The organism is Pandoraea sp. LA3 (assembly GCF_022696215.1).
Taxonomy (GTDB): Bacteria; Pseudomonadota; Gammaproteobacteria; order Burkholderiales; family Burkholderiaceae; genus Pandoraea; species Pandoraea capi.
The window spans coordinates 95,530-114,256 of the sequence record NZ_PTPY01000027.1 but is presented as its reverse complement, the minus strand read 5'-3'; the positions used below and the strand labels follow the sequence as shown (position 1 = coordinate 114,256).

The following is an 18,727-nucleotide window of genomic DNA, read 5'->3' as shown; positions in this document are numbered from 1 at the left end:
TGAAATCTACGTCAAAGGCACGCCCCGGTTACCCCTGTCCGAAGCGTCCGCGCGCCGTGTTGTCCGTGCGCTGCAAACCCCCGGTTTCCCTTGTTGACGGGGCCTCACCCCTCGCGGTTACACTGGCTCCACGAAAAAATAAGCGTTGGGGGGCATAGGGATGGCGCATCGCCAGGGAGAGTCCCGTCTTGCGTCACGCGTCGCGCGTGAGGGCTCGGTCAAGTCTGTTCGCAATCGCAGTGTTCGTAGTGTTCCCAGTATCCGCAGTGTCGCCGTCTCCGTTTGCGTCTCGCTTGGCTCCCTGAGTCTGCTCGCCTCTCAGCAGGCCTGGGCCGATGCCAGCCCGGTGCGCGGCGATCCGATGCAAAGCATTCCGAAGATCGAGGCGCCCAAAGCCGCCGCGCCCACGATTCACATTCAGCCACCGACGCAGGAGGACGCCCTCAAGTCGCTGCTCGCGCGCAAGATTACGCCGCAGCGCTTCGGTATCGAAGGCGTGAAGTCGCTGCCCTTCGAGCAGGTCGCAGGCCTGTTTGCGCCGTTGGCGGGCAAGGAAGTGTCTATCGGCGATCTGGTCGAGAAGGCCAATCAGGTCACGAAGATGTATCAGGACGCGGGCTATCTGCTGTCGTTCGCGTTCGTCCCTGCGCAGGATTTCAACGACGGCTTCGTTCGCGTGACGGTCGTCGAAGGGTATATCTCCAGCACCAGGATCACCGGCACGCCGGGGCCGTCCGAGCAGCGTCTGCGCGACATCGCGGCGCACATCGAGGCGGAGCGTCCGCTCAAGCGTGCGACGTTCGAGCGTTACCTGAACCTGCTCACGCTCGTGCCCGGCATGAAGATCAAGGCCGACGTGCAGCCGCCCACGCAGACCGACGGCGCGACCGAACTCTCGCTTGACGTGTCGCGTCAGCCCGTCGCGCTGGGTACATCGCTCACGTACAACAACCCGGGCATTCGTGGCGTCTTTACGGTAACCAGCAATGCGCTGACGCCGCTCGGCGAGCAGATCCAGCTCACGGCCATCGCACCGAAGGGCCATAACGACGAAGAGTTCTACGCGGCGTCGTATGTGCAGCCGCTGGGCTCGAACGGGCTTCAGGCGCGCCTCGATGCCTCGCACTATCGTGGACAGCCGGACGACCAGGCGCTCGCCGGGCTCACGCGCCATCTCGATACCAAGCGCGTGGCGGTGAGCCTGTCGTACCCGATCCTGCTCAACAATCAGCGCAGCCTGACGGTCAGCGGCGGTATGTACGGCGTGAATTCGCGCGATCGCTATGAAGTGCCGAATTCGCCGAACAACATCAACTCCCAGACGAACGTGCGCGCCACGCAGGTGCAACTGGCATACAACGAGGTCACGGAGAAGCAGACGCGCAGCGCCACGCTGGGCGTGTTCAAGGGCTTCAACGGGATGGGCGCCAGCCAGTCGTATACGACGAACCCCGCCGGCATTCAGCAGATTCTCGGGCCGTACGATCTCGCCTTCTGGCGCTTCAACCTCGACGCCAAGCAGGGCGTGGTGCTGCCGTGGGAGTTCGGTGTCGTCGTGTCCGCCGGGGCGCAGTACAGCGGCAACACGCTGCCAACGTCTGAGCAGGCCACGTTCGGCGGGCAGCGCTTCGGTCTGGGCTATCCCGCCGGGGAAATTGCCGGGGACAAGGGCTGGGGCGCGTCGATCGAGCTGAACCGGATGTTCCGCACCGATTTCCGCTATCTGAAGACGATCCAGCCGTATCTGCTGCTCGACACCGCGCGCGTCTATCTGAACTACGGCCAACTGTTCCACAACCAGTTGGCGTCCGTGGGGCTGGGCGTGCGGATCTCCGACAGCAAGTACTACACGCTCGACCTGTCGGTGGCCAAACCGATGGCCGATGCGCCGACGAACTCGCCGAACCGTCCGCTGCGCTTCAACGCGAACTGGTCGTATCAGTTCGAGTAAATCCGCGAGCGCGAGACAGGGATAGCGGTCACAGCACTCGCCATCTCTGGCTCGCGCCTTGCCAATTCCCCGACTCTCATCCACTTCTGATCCGCCTCATCCATCCGATCCGTGGCTTTCTCGCGTCGTCTCCCGTCATCTTTTTTATCGGGTTTTTCCCTGATGCGTGAACGCGCCATGCCGCCATGCCCTCCGATGTGCGTTTCAGCGCTGGTGCAAACGGGCGTCTCGCAGTCTTATGCAGCGTCGCGCGCTATATCCAGCGGTATACATGGAAACGCCTTGATTCCCGATGAAATGACGTGTGGCGACGACGATATCTCGGTGTCCGACGTGTTGCAGTGCAGCTTGCTTCCGTCGCCCGTTATTTTGATTATCCGTATATGCGTATGTAGGCATATACGAACCTCTCTGTGCCTTCGCACGAATTTGAAGACTGACCGTCATGGAAGAACTCGATCGCGTATTCGAAAAGGTATCGCACTACTTCAGCCTGCTTTCCGAGCCGACGCGGCTGCGGATTCTGCACGCGCTGTGCGGGGGCGAGCGCTCGGTGAACGAGGTGGTGACGGAAGTGGGTTCGTCGCAGACGAACGTGTCGCGGCACCTGGGGGCGATGTATCAGGCGGGCGTGCTCTCGCGGCGTCGCGACGGGAACCAGGTGTACTACACGATTGCGGATACCGGGGTGGTCGAGATCTGTCGCGCGGTGTGCGTGCAGGTGGCTGGCCGCATCGAGGAGGAGGCGCTGCCGGAGCGTGCCGTGGACGGCTTCATGCCGCGCGGGAGCTGAACCACGCCATAGCGCACAGCAGGACCGTAGCATCGCAGCACAGCAAGACCCGTAACAAAGCGCGACAAGAAAACGCAGACGAGGCCCGCGTGCCCGTCAATCGTTCGTAGCCGCCGGTGTCCTCGCGACGCTGGCGCACGCCACAAAACGCGAGGAGACAGGGTGAGCAAGATCAGCGATGGCGTATCGCGAGCCGGCCGTTTGCGCCGGGCGCCGGAGAATTTCGTCGACGGCCCGCTGGCCGACGACATCGTCCGCAACGGGATGAACCCGGCGCGGCGCGGGTTCCTGCAACGCAGTTTTCTCGCCGCCGGGGCCGCCCTCGCGGGGGGCGCCGCTTTCGCCGCCGACGCCCCGTCGGCCGCCGGCGATCCGATGATTCTCGAGCCGCGTCCGTGGGCGACGTCGCTGGGGCAGCCCGTGGCGGCGCGGCCGTACGGCATGCCATCGAAGTTCGAAGCGAACCTGCAACGGCGTCAGTCGCCGGGCCTCACGCAGACGGCACAGGCGTCCGTCGCCTTCACGCCGCTGCAAGGGCTGTTCGGCATCATCACCCCCAGCGGTCTGCACTTCGAACGCCATCATCAGGGCTGGCAGGAGATCGATCCGACGCAACACCGTTTGATGGTGCACGGCCTCGTGCGCGAGGCGAAGGTGTACACGATGGATGACATCATGCGTCTGCCGTCCGTCTCCCGCATGCACTTCATCGAGTGCGGCGCGAATACCGGCATGGAGTGGGGCAATGCCGCCGTGCCGACCGTCCAGTACACGCACGGCATGCTGTCGTGCTGCGAGTTCACCGGCGTGCCGCTGTCCGTATTGCTCGACGACGTGGGCGCCGACACCAAACGCGGCCAGTTCGTGCTCGCCGAGGGGGGCGACGGCTCGGGCATGACACGCACGATCTCCATGGAGGCGGCGCTCTCCGACGTGCTCGTCGCGTGGGGGATGAACGGCGAGATGCTGCGTCCGGAGAACGGCTATCCGCTGCGCCTTGTCGTGCCGGGCGTGCAGGGCGTGTCGTGGGTGAAGTGGCTGCGTCGCATCAAGGTGGGCGACGCCCCGTGGAATACCAAGGATGAAACGAGCCACTACGTCGACCTGATGCCGGACGGTCAGCACCGTCAGTACACGTCGATTCAGGAGTGCAAATCCGTCATCACCTCGCCCTCGGGCGGACAGGCGTTGCTCGATCGCGGCTATTTCAACGTGACGGGGCTGGCGTGGTCCGGGCGTGGGCGCATCAAGCGGGTGGACGTGTCGACCGACGGCGGCAAATCGTGGCGCGCTGCAAGACTCGAATCGCCGGTGCTGCCCAAGTGCCTCACGCGATTCAACTTCGACTGGCAATGGGATGGCTCGCCCGCATTGCTGCAAAGCCGCGCAGTCGACGAGACCGGCTTCGTACAGCCGCGCTACCGGCAACTGCGCGACGTGCGCGGCACCAAGTCGATCTATCACAACAATGCGATCCAGACGTGGCAAGTGGCGCAGAACGGGGAGGTGACCAATGTCCACGTCGACTGATCGCCAGCGGGCCGCCATGGCGATGACCGCCAGGGCGCCGGCGCCCGCGCGGTTGCAGCGCCGGGTGCAGGCCTTCGTCGTAGGCGCCCTGTGGGCCGGCGCACTGACGCTCGCCGGCATGACGATTGCCGCGTGGTTCGCATCGCCCGCCCACGCCGCACCGTCCGCGGCGGCGAGGGCCGCAGGGTCAGTGCCGATGGCCGCCACGCCCGCGTCTCCCGTCAAGGCGCCGACCGGCATGGCCGCTATCGGCCGCGATGCGACACCGGCGGAGCTGGGCGCGTGGGACATCGACGTGCGTCCCGATTTCAAAGGCTTGCCGAAAGGGCAGGGTTCGGTCGCGGACGGACAGAAGCTCTTCGATGCGCGCTGCGCCTCGTGCCACGGCACCTTCGGCGAGAGCAACGAAGTCTTCAATCCCCTGGTGGGCGGCACCACGGCAGACGACATCAAGACCGGGCACGTGGCGTCGCTGCGCGCGAACAACCAGCCGGTGCGCACCACGCTCATGAAGGTGGACACGATCTCCACGATCTGGGACTACATCCGTCGCGCCATGCCGTGGAACGCGCCGCGCTCGCTCACGCCCGACGAGGTGTATGCCGTGACGGCGTACATCCTGAATCTCGGCGAGATCGTGCCGGCGGACTTCGTGCTGTCCGACAAGAACATCGGCGACGTGCAGAAACTCATGCCCAATCGCAACGGCATGACGCGTGCGCACGGCATGTGGCGCGTGGGCGACAAACCGGATACCCATAACAAGGCGTGTATGCAGGATTGCCCTGAGGCTGGTATCGTGACGTCCGCACTCCCTGCGTACGCCCGCGACGCACATGGAGATCTGGCCGCGCAGAACCGGGTCATCGGCCCGGTGCGTGGTGTCGATACGAAGCTGCCGCCGCTGTCGGGCACCGCCGCGCAAAATGCGACGGTGCGCAAGACCGCGGCCCTCGCCACGCTTGGCATGGCGAGTCCGGACGCGCCGGCTCAAACCGCCGCTGCGACGTCACCGGCAGCAACGCTTGCGGATAAGAACGGTTGTCTGGCCTGTCACGGCGTTACCGACAAGAAGATCGGGCCCGCCTTCTCGGAGGTCGCCGCCAAGTACCATGGGCAGTCGAATGCGACTGAAATACTGGTGGCGAAGATACGTGCCGGAGGTGCCGGTAATTGGGGCAGCATGCCGATGCCGCCCCAATCACAGGTCGCAGAAACCGATGTCCGTACGATGGTCGACTGGATTCTTCGTGGTGCACATTGAGCGGGCAGGGTGTCCGACGGATGCGCCGACGATGTGTCGTGCCGCCGCAGGACCCCGTCCCCTACACAAACCGAAGGAGCAAGAATGAAGAAGATGCTGATCGCTGCGGCCATGCTGGCCGGCACCTCGCTGGCTCACGCCGGCGTCGACGTCGCCGCTGCGACCAAACTTGCCGGTGCCAACGCCTGTATGGGTTGCCACGCCGTGGACAAGAAGCTCGTCGGCCCGTCGTATCAGGAAGTCGCCGCCAAGTACAAGGGCGACAAGGATGCCGTGGCCAAGCTGGTGAAGAAGGTGAAGGGTGGCGGTTCGGGTGTCTGGGGTCCGATCCCGATGCCGGCGCACCCGAACATGTCGGATGCCGACGCCAAGATCCTGGTGGATTGGGTTCTGGCGGGCGCCCCGGCGAAGTAAGTCCGGGGCAGGGGGCTCGCCGCAGTACCGGGCGAGCGAACGGCGGCCGGTGCAGGTCGTGATGTCATGACCGTTGCACCGGCGGCCTTCAGAGAAGGAAACACACAGAGATGAACCAACAGCGACGCGACATGCTGCGGTTTTCCGCGGTAATGGGACTGGCGGTGGCCGCCGGGCTGATCAAGCCCGAAGAGGCCCGCGCGGCACAGGTGGAATGGAACAAGGCGGCGTTTGCCACCAAGAGCGTGGCCGACACGGTCAAGGCGCTCGGCGGCACGAGCGCGAGCCCCAGCGACCTGGTCGTGCTGACGGCTCCCGACATCGCCGAGAACGGCGCGGTCGTGCCGGTGGCGGTCACGAGCAAGGCACCGAACACGCAATCGATCGCGATCCTGATCGAGAAAAATCCGAATACGCTCGCGGCATCGTTCGATATTCCGGACGGCACCGAGCCGTCGGTGACCACGCGCGTGAAGATGGGGCAGACCTCGAAGGTCTACGCGCTCGTCAAGGCGGACAACAAGTACCTCGTGGCCGAGAAGGAAATCAAGGTCACGCTGGGCGGCTGCGGCGGTTGAGCGACACATCGTATAAGGCTAGAGGAGCACAACATGGGTAATCCGATGCGCATTCGCGCAACCGAGGCCGGCGGTGTCGTCGAGGTCAAGGCGCTGATGAGTCACATCATGGAAACCGGCCAGCGCAAGGACGCTTCCGGTAACATCGTCCCCGCACACTTCATCCAGACGGTCACGGTCACCTGCAACGGCAAGACGGTGCTCACCGCCGAATGGGGTCCGGCCGTGTCGAAGGATCCGTTCATGTCGTTCAAGTTCAAGGGCGGCAAGAAGGGCGACAAGGTTGCGGTCACGTGGACCGACAACAAGGGCGATTCGCGCACCGACGAGGCGACCGTCGCCTGAGTCGGCATGCCGGGGGTGTGTCGCACCCACCTACCCCACAAAGAGGAGAGCCAGATGAAAGATGCGCAACATAGCGCACAGGCGACCACCCCTGCGACCGTTCGCGGTGCCGCATGGTTGCGTCGCACCGTGCTCGGCGGCATGCTCGCCGTCGCGGGCGCCAGCGTTCCCGTAGCCACTGCGTTGGCCGCCGACAGCTCGACGGCAGACGCCATCGCGCAATATCGCGAGATGCTGGCCGACGGCAACCCGGCAGAACTCATCGAGATGCGCGGCGAGGAACTCTGGAAGACGCCGCGCGGCCCGAACAACGTGTCGCTCGCCCAGTGTGACCTCGGGCTCGGCGCCGGCGTGCTGAAAGACGCCTACGCGCAACTGCCGCGTTACTTCCCCGATGCGAAACGCGTGCTCGACGCCGAGTCGCGCATCGTCGAATGCATGGTGAATCTGCAAGGCTTCAAGCGTGCCGACGTCATCAAGCAGCCGTTCTCGAAGGAAGGTCAGGACCCGACCGATCTCGAAGCGCTCACGGCTTACGTGGCGGGACAGTCGCGCGGCGCGCAGATTCGTGTGCCGCAGTCGCACAAGGAAGAGAAGGAAGCCTACGCGCGCGGCCAGAAGATCTTCTATTACCGTGCCGGTCCGTACGATTTCTCGTGCGCGTCGTGCCATGGCGCCGACGACAAGCGCATTCGTCTTCAGGATCTGCCGAACCTGACCAAGCCGGCGGCGGCGCGTCAGGCGTTCGCCACGTGGCCGGGCTACCGTGTCTCGCAAGGCGCGCTGCGCACGATTCAGTGGCGCATGTACGACTGCTTCCGTCAGCAGCGCATGCCTGAGCTGAATTACGGCTCGCAGGCGTCGATCGATCTGATTACCTTCCTCGGTGTGATGGCCAACGGCGGCAAGATGGACGCCCCCGGCCTGAAGCGCTGACCGATCACGAGGCACACCCATGAAAACATTCGCATTGCGCGCGACAGGCGTCGCGCTGGCAGCGGCCGGGGCTCTCGTCGTCGGCATGGCCTTCGCTCAGGGTGAGGGCGCGAAGCTCGTCACCGGCACCACGGACGCGGCGGTCGTGCAGGAATTGCGCGACTCGTTCCGCGGCGCGGGCATCGCCCAGCTCGATCGCATTGACCAGAGCGAATTGCAGAAGCTGTGCACGCAGTACGCCGTGAAGCCGATGCCGGCGAAGATCGCCGAGCGTCTGCAAAAGGCCGAGTTGGCGAACGTCAAGGCGCCCGCCGACGGCAAGTATCTCGGCGACTGGAAGGAAGGCGAGAAGGTCGCCCAGAACGGACGCGGCATGCAGTTCACCGACAAGGCCGACACCGTCAACGGCGGCAACTGCTACGCCTGCCATCAACTGACGAAGAGCGAAATCTCGTTCGGCAACATCGGCCCGTCGCTATATAACTACGGCAAGCTGCGCGGCGATTCGCCCGAGGTCGTCAAGTACACGTGGGCGAAGGTCTACGACTCGCACAGCTACATGGCGTGTTCGAACATGCCGCGCTTCGGTGCGGCAGGCATCCTGACGGAACAGCAGTTGAAGGATGTCATGGCGTTGCTGCTCGATCCGGCCTCGCCGGTCAATCAGTAAGGCGCGTCGTCATGGTGCGCGGCGGCGTCTCCCGTCTTGCGATGGGGGCGCGCCGCCACCGCCTTCCGGAGTCCAGCATGAAATCCCTGATCGGTTCGATGCGTCACGTGATCGCACGTGCGCTGGCGGTGTTCGTCGTCACGCTCGGCGCGGCGGCTGCCCTGGCCAGTGCGCCGGCGCATGCGGTGGAGGTCGGCGACACGGTGACGCTGCCGTCGCTCACGTTGCTCGATGGCAAGACGATGCCGGCGAGCGCGTTCCGGGATCGCACGGTCATCGTGGAGTACTGGGCGTCGTGGTGTCCGTTCTGCGCGCAGCAGAATCCGCACCTGCAGAAGCTTTACGAGGCGACGCGCGGCAAGCCGATCCAGATCGTCACGCTCTCGATCGACAAGAAGCAGCAGGAAGCGATCGACTACCTCAAGGCCCACAAGTACACGTTCCCGGCGGGGATGGAGACGGACGCGTGGCAGGCGGCGCTCGGCAAGCGTCGTGGCTTGCCGGAGCTTTACGTGATCGGCCGCGACGGCCGCGTGCTGCGCAAGGAAGTGGGCGAGATGTTCGGCGAGGACGTGGCGGCGCTCGCGGATTACGCGGGCAAGTAAGACAGGTCGGTCCGGGCCAGCCGGCCGGGCGAACCGTCGACGCATGACAGCGGCTGCGCCATGGGTGCGGCGCCGCAAGACGGATGCGCAGGGTGCGACGCCATCGTCGCTCAATGGAAGACGAACGGATAACGACAAGATCGGCGCACTGCACATGCATGTGCCATGGAGACGAAATGAATCGACGCGAGTTCATGCAGGTGCTGGCCGTGGCGGCCGCTGGCGGGATGGCCCTGTCGCATCACGAGACGGCGGCGGCGAAAGCGGCGGCTGCGTTCTACGACCTGCCGAAGTTCGGTAACGTGCACCTGCTGCATTTCACCGACTGCCATGCGCAGTTGCTGCCGATTTACTTCCGTGAGCCGAGCGTCAATCTGGGCATCGGCGAGCAGGCCAACAAGCCGCCTCACCTGGTGGGCGACGCATTCCTCAAGGCTTACGGCCTGCGTCCCGGCACGCCCGACGCCTATGCCTTCACCTATCTCGATTTCGCTGCCGCCGCGCGCACGTACGGCAAGGTCGGCGGCTTCGCTCACCTCGCGACGCTGGTCAAGCGGATGAAGGCGTCGCGCCCCGGCGCGCTGCTGCTCGACGGTGGCGACACCTGGCAGGGGTCCGGCACGGCCATGTGGACGAAGGGGCAAGACATGGTGGACGCCACGCTGGCCCTCGGCGTGGATGTCATGACGGCGCACTGGGAGTTCACTTACGGCGCCGATCGCGTGAAGTCGGTCGTCGAGGAGCAGCTCAAGGGCAAGATCGATTTCGTTGCGCAGAACGTGCAGACGAATGACTTTGGCGATCCGGTGTTCGCGCCGTACACCATGAAGACGATGAACGGCGTGCCGGTGGCGATCATCGGGCAGGCGTTCCCGTACACCCCCATCGCGAACCCGCGTTACTTTGTGCCGGACTGGACCTTCGGTATTCAGGAGGAGCGGTTGCAGTCGATGGTCGACGAAGTTCGGGGCAAGGGCGCGCAGGTGGTGGTCGTGCTCTCGCACAACGGCATGGACGTCGATCTGAAGCTGGCGTCGCGCGTGCGCGGCATCGACGCGATTCTCGGTGGCCACACCCATGACGGCGTACCTCGACCGGTGGTGGTGGAGAATGCCGGTGGCAAGACGCTCGTCACCAATGCCGGTTCGAACGGCAAGTTCCTCGCCGTGCTGGACTTCGACGTGAAGGGCGGCAAGCCCGTGGACTTCCGCTACAAGTTGCTGCCGGTGTTTGCGAACCTGCTGCCGGCGGACACGCAGATGCAGGCGCTGATCGAGCGCGTGCGCGCGCCGTTCGCCGCGAAGCTGGCCGAGCCGCTGGCGGTGACAGAGGGCGTGTTGTATCGCCGGGGGAATTTCAACGGCACCTTCGACCAGTTGCTGCTCGATGCGGTGATGGCCGAGAAGGACGCCGAGATCGGTTTCTCGCCGGGTTTCCGCTGGGGCACGTCGTTGCTGCCCGGGCAGGCGATCACGATGGAACAGTTGCTCGATCAGACGGCGATCACCTATCCGTACACGACGCTCACGCCCATGACCGGCGAGACCATCAAGACGGTGCTCGAAGACGTGGCGGACAACCTGTTCAACCCGGACCCGTATTACCAGCAGGGCGGCGACATGGTGCGCGTGGGGGGAATGGATTACGTCATCGATCCGATGGCGCCGATGGGGCAGCGGATTACGGAGATGCGTCTGAACGGCAAGGTCATCGAGGCGGGCAAGACGTACAAGGTGGCCGGCTGGGCGCCGGTGGCCGAAGGCGCGCAGGGAGAGCCGGTGTGGGACGTCGTCGCGCGTTACCTCAAGGCCCAGAAGACCATCGTGGCGAAAGCGCCGAAGGTCCCGGCCATCAAGGGCATGAAGGGGAATCTGGGTACGATCTGAGCCCGCGGGGCCGACGGCCGAATGTGGGCGGCCCGGCATGACGGTATTCCCGAGCAATTTTGTCGGCGGCTCGCCGCGCTCGGAAAAATCGATATAATCAAAGCTTCGTGTGGGGCGGTAGCTCAGCTGGGAGAGCGTCGCGTTCGCAATGCGAAGGTCGGGAGTTCGATCCTCCTCCGCTCCACCACATCGCTTCACGGCGCGCCGCGTCTTACGCACAGCGCCCCCTCCTCTGCCTCATCCGGCTTTCCCGCTCCCCTGCGTTGCTGTTCGCGCTGGCTATCGGGTTCGGCCGTTTCCATTCCGCAGCGATTCGTCTCATCGTCAATTCTGTTGTCCCCGGATGTCACAAGCGCGCCTTGACGTCGTGGGATCGTCTCCCGCTGCCCCAGCCGTCATGCGGGAGACGGGGATTTGTAAAATATCTTGTCACGCGCTTGTCCTTGGTATTGCACGGCAGGTAGAATTGTTCAAGTTTTGACAAAACCCGCCGAAACGTTGGGCGGCTGCCATGGCGCGGCGCTCACCGGGGTGTGCTGTATCGATCCGCCGACGTGAATTCCCGCGTCGAATCAGTCAATCCAGAGGGACCGCCACCCCATGACGAGCCGTCAAGCAAAAGTGCAGGAAGATACGTACTTCCGAGTGATGCGCATTCTTCAGGAAAATCCGGATCTGACGCAACGTGAGTTGGCGGAGAAGTTGGGCGTGAGCGTCGGCGGCCTCAATTACTGCCTCAAGGCGCTCATGCTCAAGGGATGGGTGAAGATGCAAAACTTCGCTCACTCAAAGAACAAGTTCGGTTACGTCTATGTATTGACGCCAAGCGGCGTCGCTGAGCGCGCCGCGCTCACCAGTCGCTTTCTCAAGCGCAAGATGGACGAGTACGAAGCACTAAAAGAAGAAATAGAAGCACTTAAAAGAGAGTGCGAAGTCGGCGACGAAATTCCGACGCAACATAGCTAAATGCATGCTGCATAAGAAATACATGCCGTAATGGCAGTCGTAAGACGATCGTAAAGTCGATCTCTGATCTGGTAGCATCTGCATCCATTTTGCGTTCACCCGATGCAGGTGGATAAAGCTGAAATTGGTAACCTCTCGGATTTTGGTATCCGGGGTCGTGGAGCGATTTATGAATCTAGCGGGTGTGAGACTTGCAATTGTGGGGCTGGGTTATGTGGGGTTGCCGCTGGCTGTAGAGTTCGGCCGCACACGCTCTGTGACCGGTTTCGACATTAATCAGCGTCGCATCGGGGAATTGAAGGGCGGCAACGATTCCACATTGGAGACGACCGCAGAAGAGCTTGCTGAGGCAAAGCATCTCTCGTTCACCACGGACGTGAACGATCTTCGTGAATGCAATTGCTACATTGTGACGGTGCCCACGCCCATCGACGACTTCAAGCGGCCCGATCTGACGCCGCTCATCAAAGCCAGCGAAACGGTTGGGAAAGTGCTCAAAAAGGGCGATATCGTCATTTATGAATCGACGGTATATCCCGGCTGCACCGAGGAAGATTGCGTGCCCGTGCTGGAAAAATATTCCGGTCTGAAGTTCAATGTCGACTTCTTTTGTGGTTACAGCCCTGAGCGCATCAACCCCGGCGATAAGGAACATCGGGTCACCACGATCAAGAAGGTCACGTCCGGTTCGACGCCTGAGATTGCAACGCTTGTCGACGATCTCTACAACGAGATCGTGACCGTGGGCACCCATAAGGCAGAAAGCATCAAGGTCGCAGAAGCTGCCAAGGTCATCGAGAACACGCAGCGCGATCTGAACATTGCGTTGATCAACGAACTGGCGCTCATCTTTAACAAGATGGGAATCGATACGGAAGCCGTCCTGAAGGCGGCGGGAAGCAAGTGGAATTTCCTCCCGTTCCGTCCGGGTCTGGTCGGTGGTCACTGTATCGGTGTGGATCCCTATTACCTCACGCACAAAGCACAGGCTATCGGCTACAACCCCGAAATCATTCTGGCCGGCCGGCGCCTGAACGACAGCATGGGTATGTATGTCGTGGCGCAGCTCGTCAAGGCGATGACCAAGAAGCGCATCCATGTGGAAGGCGCGAAGGTGCTCGTCATGGGGCTGACGTTCAAGGAGAACTGTCCCGATCTGCGCAATACGCGCGTTGTGGACATCGTGGCAGAGCTCAAGGATTACAACTGTGAGGTCGATGTCTACGACCCATGGGTGAGCGCCGAAGAGGCCCATCACGAGTACGGCATCACGCCGGTCGAGTCGCCGGTTCCGGGAAGCTACGACGCGATCATTCTCGCGGTGGCGCACGAGCAGTTCAAGGCGATGGGGCCAGACGCCATTCGTACTTTCGGTAAGACCACCAGCGTGCTCTACGACCTGAAATACGTGCTCACGGCGAACCAATCCGATCTGAGACTGTAAGAATGACAGCTTTCGACAATCTTAAATTGCACCTCAGTACCACCCCGCAAACCTGGCTCGTCACCGGTGTCGCGGGTTTTGTAGGCAGCAATCTGCTTCAGGCGCTGCTCACGCTGAATCAGCGTGTGGTCGGTCTCGACAACTTCAGCGGCGGGCATCAACGGAATCTCGACGAGGTGCAGCGTCAGGTTTCCGCCGGACAATGGTCGAACTTTCGCTTCGTGCAGGGTGATATTCGCGACCTCGAGACGTGCCAAAAGGTATGCGACGGCGTGGACATCGTGCTGCATCAGGCCGCGCTGGGGTCGGTGCCGCGCAGCATTGCCGACCCGATCAATACGAATCAGAACAATATCGACGGTTTTCTGAACATGCTCGTGGCGGCGCGCGACGCCAAGGTGAGTCGCTTCGTCTACGCGGCGAGCAGTTCGACCTATGGCGACCATCCGGGGCTGCCGAAGGTGGAAGATAAGACCGGAAAGCCGCTCTCGCCCTACGCCGTGACCAAACTGGTCAATGAGCTGTACGCCGATGTATTCGCCCGTACCTACGGGCTCAAGACAATCGGCCTGCGTTATTTCAATATCTTCGGACGCCGTCAGGATCCGGACGGCGCCTACGCAGCGGTCATTCCCAAGTGGATCGCCTCACTTGCCCGTAACGAAGCCGTATTCATTAACGGCGACGGCGAAACGAGCCGGGATTTCTGCTATGTCGACAACGCCGTTCAGGCCAATCTGCTTGCCGGCACCGTCACGAACGATGAGGCCATCAATCAGGTCTACAACGTCGCCGTCGGCGATCGTACGACGCTGAACGAGCTCTACCATCATCTGCGCGAAAACCTCGCCGCGAAGTATCCGCACCTGAATAACGCGCAGCCCGTCTACCGGGATTTCCGCGCGGGCGACGTGCGTCATTCGCTCGCCGACATAGACAAAGCGCGGCGGTTGCTGGGTTACCAGCCGACACATCGTATTGGCGAAGGCCTGAAAGAAGCGATGGATTGGTACGTCGATTTTCTGGAAACGCGCCCTGCCTGACGGCGCTGGGGCACCCGGATACCGACAGCGTCGGCACCGGCGACACTTTTGAAAAAGCGATTCGCGAAGGGAGCTGGAGATGGAAATCGAGCTGGTTCAATTGCAAAAGCACGGCGATGATCGTGGCGCGCTGATCGCGCTGGAAGACCAGCGCAACGTGCCTTTCGAAATCAAACGCGTTTATTACCTCTTCGGCACGAAGGAAGGAATCAAGCGCGGCATGCATGCCCACCGCAATCTCCGACAGATGGTGATTGCCGTGCGTGGGCAATGCCGCTTTCTCTTGGACGATGGCAGTGAGCGTGTGGAGTTGTTTCTGGACAACCCGGCGCAGGGCCTGCTGATCGAATCCATGATGTGGCGCGAAATGTATGACTTTTCGCCGGATTGCGTGTTGATGGTGCTGGCCAACGCACATTACGACGAGTCCGACTACATTCGCGACTACAAGGAGTTCCTGGAAATCGCAAAGGGAGAATCGCATGACAGCTAAGAAAGTTTTCATCGTCGGCGCAGGCGAATTTGCTCAGATTGCATACGAATACTTCACGTACGACAGTGATTACGAAGTCGTCGCCTTCTGCGTGAACAAGGAATACATCAAGGAGCCGACGCTATACGATCTGCCGGTCGTCCCTTATGAGGAGGTCGAGGCTCGTTTCCCGGCTGGCGAATATCTCGCCTTCACGGGCATTCCGGCATCCGACATGAACCGCACGCGTACCCGTTTCTATCAGGATCTGAAAGCGAAGGGCTACTCGTTCGCGACTTACGTCAGCAGCCGTGCGTTCGTCTGGCGAAATGCCACCATCGGCGAGAATTCGTTCATTTTCGAAATGAACACGATCCAGCCGTTCGTGACCATTGGCAATAACTGCATTCTCTGGAGTGGCAATCACGTCGGTCACCGCAGCGTGATTAATGACAATTGTTTCGTCACTTCGCATGCGGTGATTTCCGGCTATTGCGATATCGGTTCCGGTACCTTCATCGGCGTCAATGCGACGCTCAACGACAACGTTCGCATTGCCGAGAATTGCTTGATTGCGGCCGGCAGTCATATCGCAAAGGACACGGAAGCCGAACGTATTTACGCCGGCAGCCCGGCCCGGGCCGTCCCGGGTAAATCGAGCTTCGAAGCCGGGATCTGAGGGGACGTCATGTGGAACAAACTGGGGCTGGTGTTCGACGCCGCCAAATACACGAACCAGCAATGGTTTTGTAACTCGGCGCTAACGCCGCAACCGTTCCGTCTCAATGATGAAACGATTCGCGTGTTCGCCGGATTTCGCGACGCAGAAGGCGTGAGTCGCATTGGTTACGTGGACATTGCTTCAGGCGATCCGTCGCGAATTCTTGGCGTCTCGAAGACGCCGGTGCTCGACATCGGCCGCGACGGATGCTTCGACGACAACGGCGTCATCATGGGCGATGTCGTGAAAACGCCGTCCGGCGTCTATTTGTTTTACGTCGGTTTTCAACTCGTCAGGAAAGCAAAGTTTCTTGCGTTCTCCGGTGTGGCGTTGTCGGAGGATGGCGGCGAGACATTCCGTCGCCTGAGCGAATCGCCGATCCTTGAGCGGGACCGTTTCCAGAGCACGATCGGCGCAATTCATACCGCGCGTTACGAAAATGGTGTCTGGCGCATCTGGTTCGCGCGCGGCGACGGTTGGGAGATGATCAACGGCGTCCCATACCCGCAGTATCACATCTGCTACACCGAGACGAAGGATCTTCTCAATATCCCGCGTTCGGCCGTGACGTGCGTGGAAGCCGTTTCGCCGGAATACCGGATCGGCCGTCCGAAGGTCTACAAGGTCGCCGATGGGTCCTACGTGATGTATGCGACCAAGGGCACTATTTCGGGCGAATACACGCCGAGCTTTTTCCGTTCGAACGACGGGATCAAGTGGGAGCGCGACGACTCGAGCCTTGGCATTGCGCCGTCCGAATCGGGTTGGGATTCCGAGACGCTGTGCTACCCGACGCTGATCAGCGACGCCGGTCAGACGCTCATGATCTACAACGGCAACAAGATGGGGCTTAACGGCTTCGGCGCGGCTGTCGGCAACCAGGTTGTGCTCGCATGACCGTGGGCTCGGTAACGCGTTACGGCCCTGAGCTGAAAGATGCCTGGGACGGTGTCGTGCGCAATTCGAAGAACGGCACCTTTCTCCATCTGCGCGATTACATGGATTATCACGCAGACCGTTTTACGGACTGCTCGCTCCTGTTTCAGGAGAATGGCAAGGTGGTCGCGGTGTTCCCGTGCAGCGCGCATGGCGACAGCGTAGTGAGCCACGGTGGTCTGACATACGGCGGGCTGATCTACGGAAAAGACGTGCATGCGACGACGGTGTTAAGCATGTTCGACACGCTCGCCGAGCACTTCAAGGCGGCGGGCTTCCAAAAGGTCGTCTATAAGCCGGTGCCGCGCGTGTTTCACACGTATCCCGCCGACGAGGATCTCTACGCGCTGTTTCGAATGAGCGCACGGCTCTACCGACGGGATCTGTCGTCGGTGATTGAACTGGCAACTCGCCCCAAGTTCAGCGATTCCCGGAAGAATACGGCGCGTAAGGCCCCGAAGGCCGGTGCGCGTTTCGAAGAGATCGACGATACGGAGGGCTTCCACGCGTTGCTGGCCTCCGTCCTGGCCCGATTCGGTAGCTCGCCGGTGCATTCCGTTGCGGAACTCCGACTGCTCAAATCGAGATTTCCGGAGAACATCCGGCTTTTCGGCGTTCTCCTGGAAGACAGACTGCTCGCCGCATCGCTGGTATTCGATCTTGGCCCCGGGGTGCATACCCAGTACATGGCGGCCTCGGACGAAGGCCGGGCCTTGGGCGCGCTCGATTTCTTGCTGGTCAATCTGATCGAAAACACTTTCTCCGAAAAGCAGTATCTGAGTTTCGGCATCTCCACCGAACAGCAAGGCCAGTTTCTGAATGAAGGTTTGATCAAACAGAAGGAAGGCTTCGGCGGTCGCGGAATGGTTCACGACTTTTACGAATGGGACTTGTAAGCATGATTCAATTTCTCGATATCAAAGGAATCAACCTCGCCCTCGAAAGCGAACTGAAGCAAGCCTTCGACCGAGTGTTGCACAGCGGCTGGTTCATTCACGGTCAGGAAGTGGCTGCGTTCGAGTCGGAATTCGCGAGCTATTGCGGGACGTCGGGGAGCGTTGGGGTCAGCAATGGCCTGGATGCGCTTCATCTGATTCTGCGCGCATACGATATCGGCCCGGGCGACGAGGTCATCGTGCCGTCCAACACGTTTATCGCGACATGGCTGGCTGTTACCTATTGTGGTGCGACGCCGGTCCCGGTAGAGCCGTTGATCGAGACGTACAACATCGATCCTGCGAAGATCGAAGCCGCGATTACCGAGCGCACGAAGGCGATCATCGCGGTTCATCTTTACGGTCAACCGGCCGATATGGACCCGATCGTCGCCATCGGCAAGAAGCATGGACTGCGTGTCATCGAAGATGCGGCACAAGCGCATGGCGCCACATACAAAGGACGTAAGGCCGGGGCGCTCGGTGACGCGGCTGCTTTCAGCTTCTATCCAGGAAAGAATCTCGGCGCATTGGGTGACGGCGGTGCGGTGACGTCCAACGATCCCGACCTCATCACCAAGGTGCGCATGCTCGGCAACTACGGTTCCCAGATCAAGTACAAGCATGAAATGCGCGGGTACAACGCGCGTCTGGACGAGATGCAGGCTGCCTTCCTTCGCGTCAAGCTTCGTCACCTCGACGCTCAGACGGAAATTCGCCGTCAGATCGCCGCGACCTACTCCGACAGTCTGCGCGACGTCGTCGTCCCGCAAGTCATGAGCGACGCGAACCCGGTCTGGCACCTGTACGTCATTCGTACCAAGCAGCGCGATCAGATGGTTCAGCGCCTCAAGGAGCACGGTGTCGCGGCCTTGATCCACTATCCGATCGCTCCGCATTTGCAGGACGCTTATGTCGATCTCGGCTACGGTAAGGGGGCATTCCCGATCTCCGAGACCATCCACGATGAGGTACTGAGCCTTCCGATGGGGCCGACGATGGCCGAGTCCGATATTCGAACGGTGATTGAAAGCGTGGCCAAAAGCCTGTAACGCCGGCACCGTTGGACGGCAACGGGATTCTCTATCGACATACGCAACGCGCCGTGATTGCCGGCGCAATCCGGCAACCCGACAGTGCGACGTGACAGCACCAGCGCCGGCGCGCCTGAATCCCGGGCCTGCTTCGACCCCGGACCGGGGCGCCGGTGAGCGCCGCGTTATCAAGGAAATGCTTTG

19 protein-coding genes and 1 tRNA gene are annotated in these 18,727 nt (G+C 61.8%); all 20 read left to right on the top strand.

All coding sequences use genetic code 11. The features are described 5' to 3' along the window. The first annotated feature begins 361 nt into the window (after positions 1-361). The 20 genes from C5N93_RS08295 (at position 362) to C5N93_RS08200 (ending at position 18,541) form a co-directional block, all read left to right on the top strand. On the top strand, positions 362-1,951 hold the full coding sequence (locus C5N93_RS08295; protein ID WP_242558914.1) for a POTRA domain-containing protein: 1,590 nt from the start codon (positions 362-364) through the stop codon (positions 1,949-1,951). Between the two features lie 445 nt (positions 1,952-2,396). Next, positions 2,397-2,744: a metalloregulator ArsR/SmtB family transcription factor gene (locus tag C5N93_RS08290; protein WP_069344555.1), complete on the top strand. Its 348-nt coding sequence runs from the start codon at positions 2,397-2,399 to the stop codon at positions 2,742-2,744. A gap of 162 nt (positions 2,745-2,906) precedes the next feature. Beyond that, positions 2,907-4,274 carry a sulfite dehydrogenase gene (soxC, locus tag C5N93_RS08285; RefSeq protein ID WP_150722771.1) on the top strand — a complete coding sequence of 456 codons (1,368 nt, stop codon included), beginning with the start codon at positions 2,907-2,909 and terminating at the stop codon, positions 4,272-4,274. A 196-nt stretch (positions 4,275-4,470) separates the two neighbouring features. Next, positions 4,471-5,538 (top strand): c-type cytochrome, encoded by a 1,068-nt coding sequence (locus C5N93_RS08280; RefSeq protein WP_069344631.1) that lies wholly within the window; start codon positions 4,471-4,473, stop codon positions 5,536-5,538. Between the two features lie 84 nt (positions 5,539-5,622). Then, the gene (locus C5N93_RS08275; RefSeq protein WP_242558913.1) at positions 5,623-5,952 is read left to right on the top strand and encodes a c-type cytochrome; all 330 of its coding nucleotides are present in this window, start codon (positions 5,623-5,625) and stop codon (positions 5,950-5,952) included. A gap of 110 nt (positions 5,953-6,062) precedes the next feature. Then, positions 6,063-6,530: a thiosulfate oxidation carrier protein SoxY gene (gene soxY, locus C5N93_RS08270; RefSeq protein WP_039393898.1), complete on the top strand. Its 468-nt coding sequence runs from the start codon at positions 6,063-6,065 to the stop codon at positions 6,528-6,530. Between the two features lie 33 nt (positions 6,531-6,563). Next, complete coding sequence (soxZ, locus tag C5N93_RS08265; protein ID WP_044457410.1) at positions 6,564-6,875, top strand: thiosulfate oxidation carrier complex protein SoxZ; 312 nt, start codon at positions 6,564-6,566, stop codon at positions 6,873-6,875. A 54-nt stretch (positions 6,876-6,929) separates the two neighbouring features. Next, positions 6,930-7,811: a sulfur oxidation c-type cytochrome SoxA gene (gene soxA, locus C5N93_RS08260; protein ID WP_242558912.1), complete on the top strand. Its 882-nt coding sequence runs from the start codon at positions 6,930-6,932 to the stop codon at positions 7,809-7,811. 19 nt (positions 7,812-7,830) lie between these two features. After that, positions 7,831-8,481, top strand: a complete 651-nt coding sequence (gene soxX, locus C5N93_RS08255; protein WP_069344558.1) for a sulfur oxidation c-type cytochrome SoxX — start codon at positions 7,831-7,833, stop codon at positions 8,479-8,481. A 77-nt stretch (positions 8,482-8,558) separates the two neighbouring features. Beyond that, complete coding sequence (locus tag C5N93_RS08250) at positions 8,559-9,086, top strand: TlpA disulfide reductase family protein (protein ID WP_242558911.1); 528 nt, start codon at positions 8,559-8,561, stop codon at positions 9,084-9,086. Positions 9,087-9,262: 176 nt separating this feature from the next. Beyond that, the gene (gene soxB, locus C5N93_RS08245; RefSeq protein ID WP_242558910.1) at positions 9,263-10,972 is read left to right on the top strand and encodes a thiosulfohydrolase SoxB; all 1,710 of its coding nucleotides are present in this window, start codon (positions 9,263-9,265) and stop codon (positions 10,970-10,972) included. 111 nt (positions 10,973-11,083) lie between these two features. Beyond that, positions 11,084-11,159 (top strand) — tRNA-Ala (locus C5N93_RS08240). Positions 11,160-11,572: 413 nt separating this feature from the next. Beyond that, positions 11,573-11,938 carry a MarR family EPS-associated transcriptional regulator gene (locus C5N93_RS08235; protein ID WP_150722766.1) on the top strand — a complete coding sequence of 122 codons (366 nt, stop codon included), beginning with the start codon at positions 11,573-11,575 and terminating at the stop codon, positions 11,936-11,938. A 169-nt stretch (positions 11,939-12,107) separates the two neighbouring features. Beyond that, a complete protein-coding gene (gene tviB / locus C5N93_RS08230) occupies positions 12,108-13,382 on the top strand; it encodes a Vi polysaccharide biosynthesis UDP-N-acetylglucosamine C-6 dehydrogenase TviB (protein WP_242558920.1) in 1,275 nt (424 codons plus the stop codon). A gap of 2 nt (positions 13,383-13,384) precedes the next feature. After that, positions 13,385-14,425 (top strand): NAD-dependent epimerase/dehydratase family protein, encoded by a 1,041-nt coding sequence (locus C5N93_RS08225; RefSeq protein ID WP_150722764.1) that lies wholly within the window; start codon positions 13,385-13,387, stop codon positions 14,423-14,425. A gap of 79 nt (positions 14,426-14,504) precedes the next feature. Then, positions 14,505-14,918, top strand: a complete 414-nt coding sequence (locus tag C5N93_RS08220) for an FdtA/QdtA family cupin domain-containing protein (RefSeq protein WP_150722763.1) — start codon at positions 14,505-14,507, stop codon at positions 14,916-14,918. Beyond that, on the top strand, positions 14,908-15,576 hold the full coding sequence (locus C5N93_RS08215) for an acetyltransferase (protein ID WP_242558909.1): 669 nt from the start codon (positions 14,908-14,910) through the stop codon (positions 15,574-15,576). The genes C5N93_RS08220 and C5N93_RS08215 overlap by 11 nt, the downstream gene beginning before the upstream one ends. Positions 15,577-15,585: 9 nt before the next feature. Then, positions 15,586-16,515, top strand: a complete 930-nt coding sequence (locus C5N93_RS08210; protein WP_150722761.1) for a hypothetical protein — start codon at positions 15,586-15,588, stop codon at positions 16,513-16,515. Next, a complete protein-coding gene (locus C5N93_RS08205) occupies positions 16,512-17,450 on the top strand; it encodes a GNAT family N-acetyltransferase (protein ID WP_242558908.1) in 939 nt (312 codons plus the stop codon). Before C5N93_RS08210 ends, C5N93_RS08205 begins: the two co-directional genes overlap by 4 nt. A gap of 2 nt (positions 17,451-17,452) precedes the next feature. Beyond that, positions 17,453-18,541 carry a DegT/DnrJ/EryC1/StrS family aminotransferase gene (locus tag C5N93_RS08200; RefSeq protein WP_242558907.1) on the top strand — a complete coding sequence of 363 codons (1,089 nt, stop codon included), beginning with the start codon at positions 17,453-17,455 and terminating at the stop codon, positions 18,539-18,541. Positions 18,542-18,727: the final 186 nt, after the last annotated feature.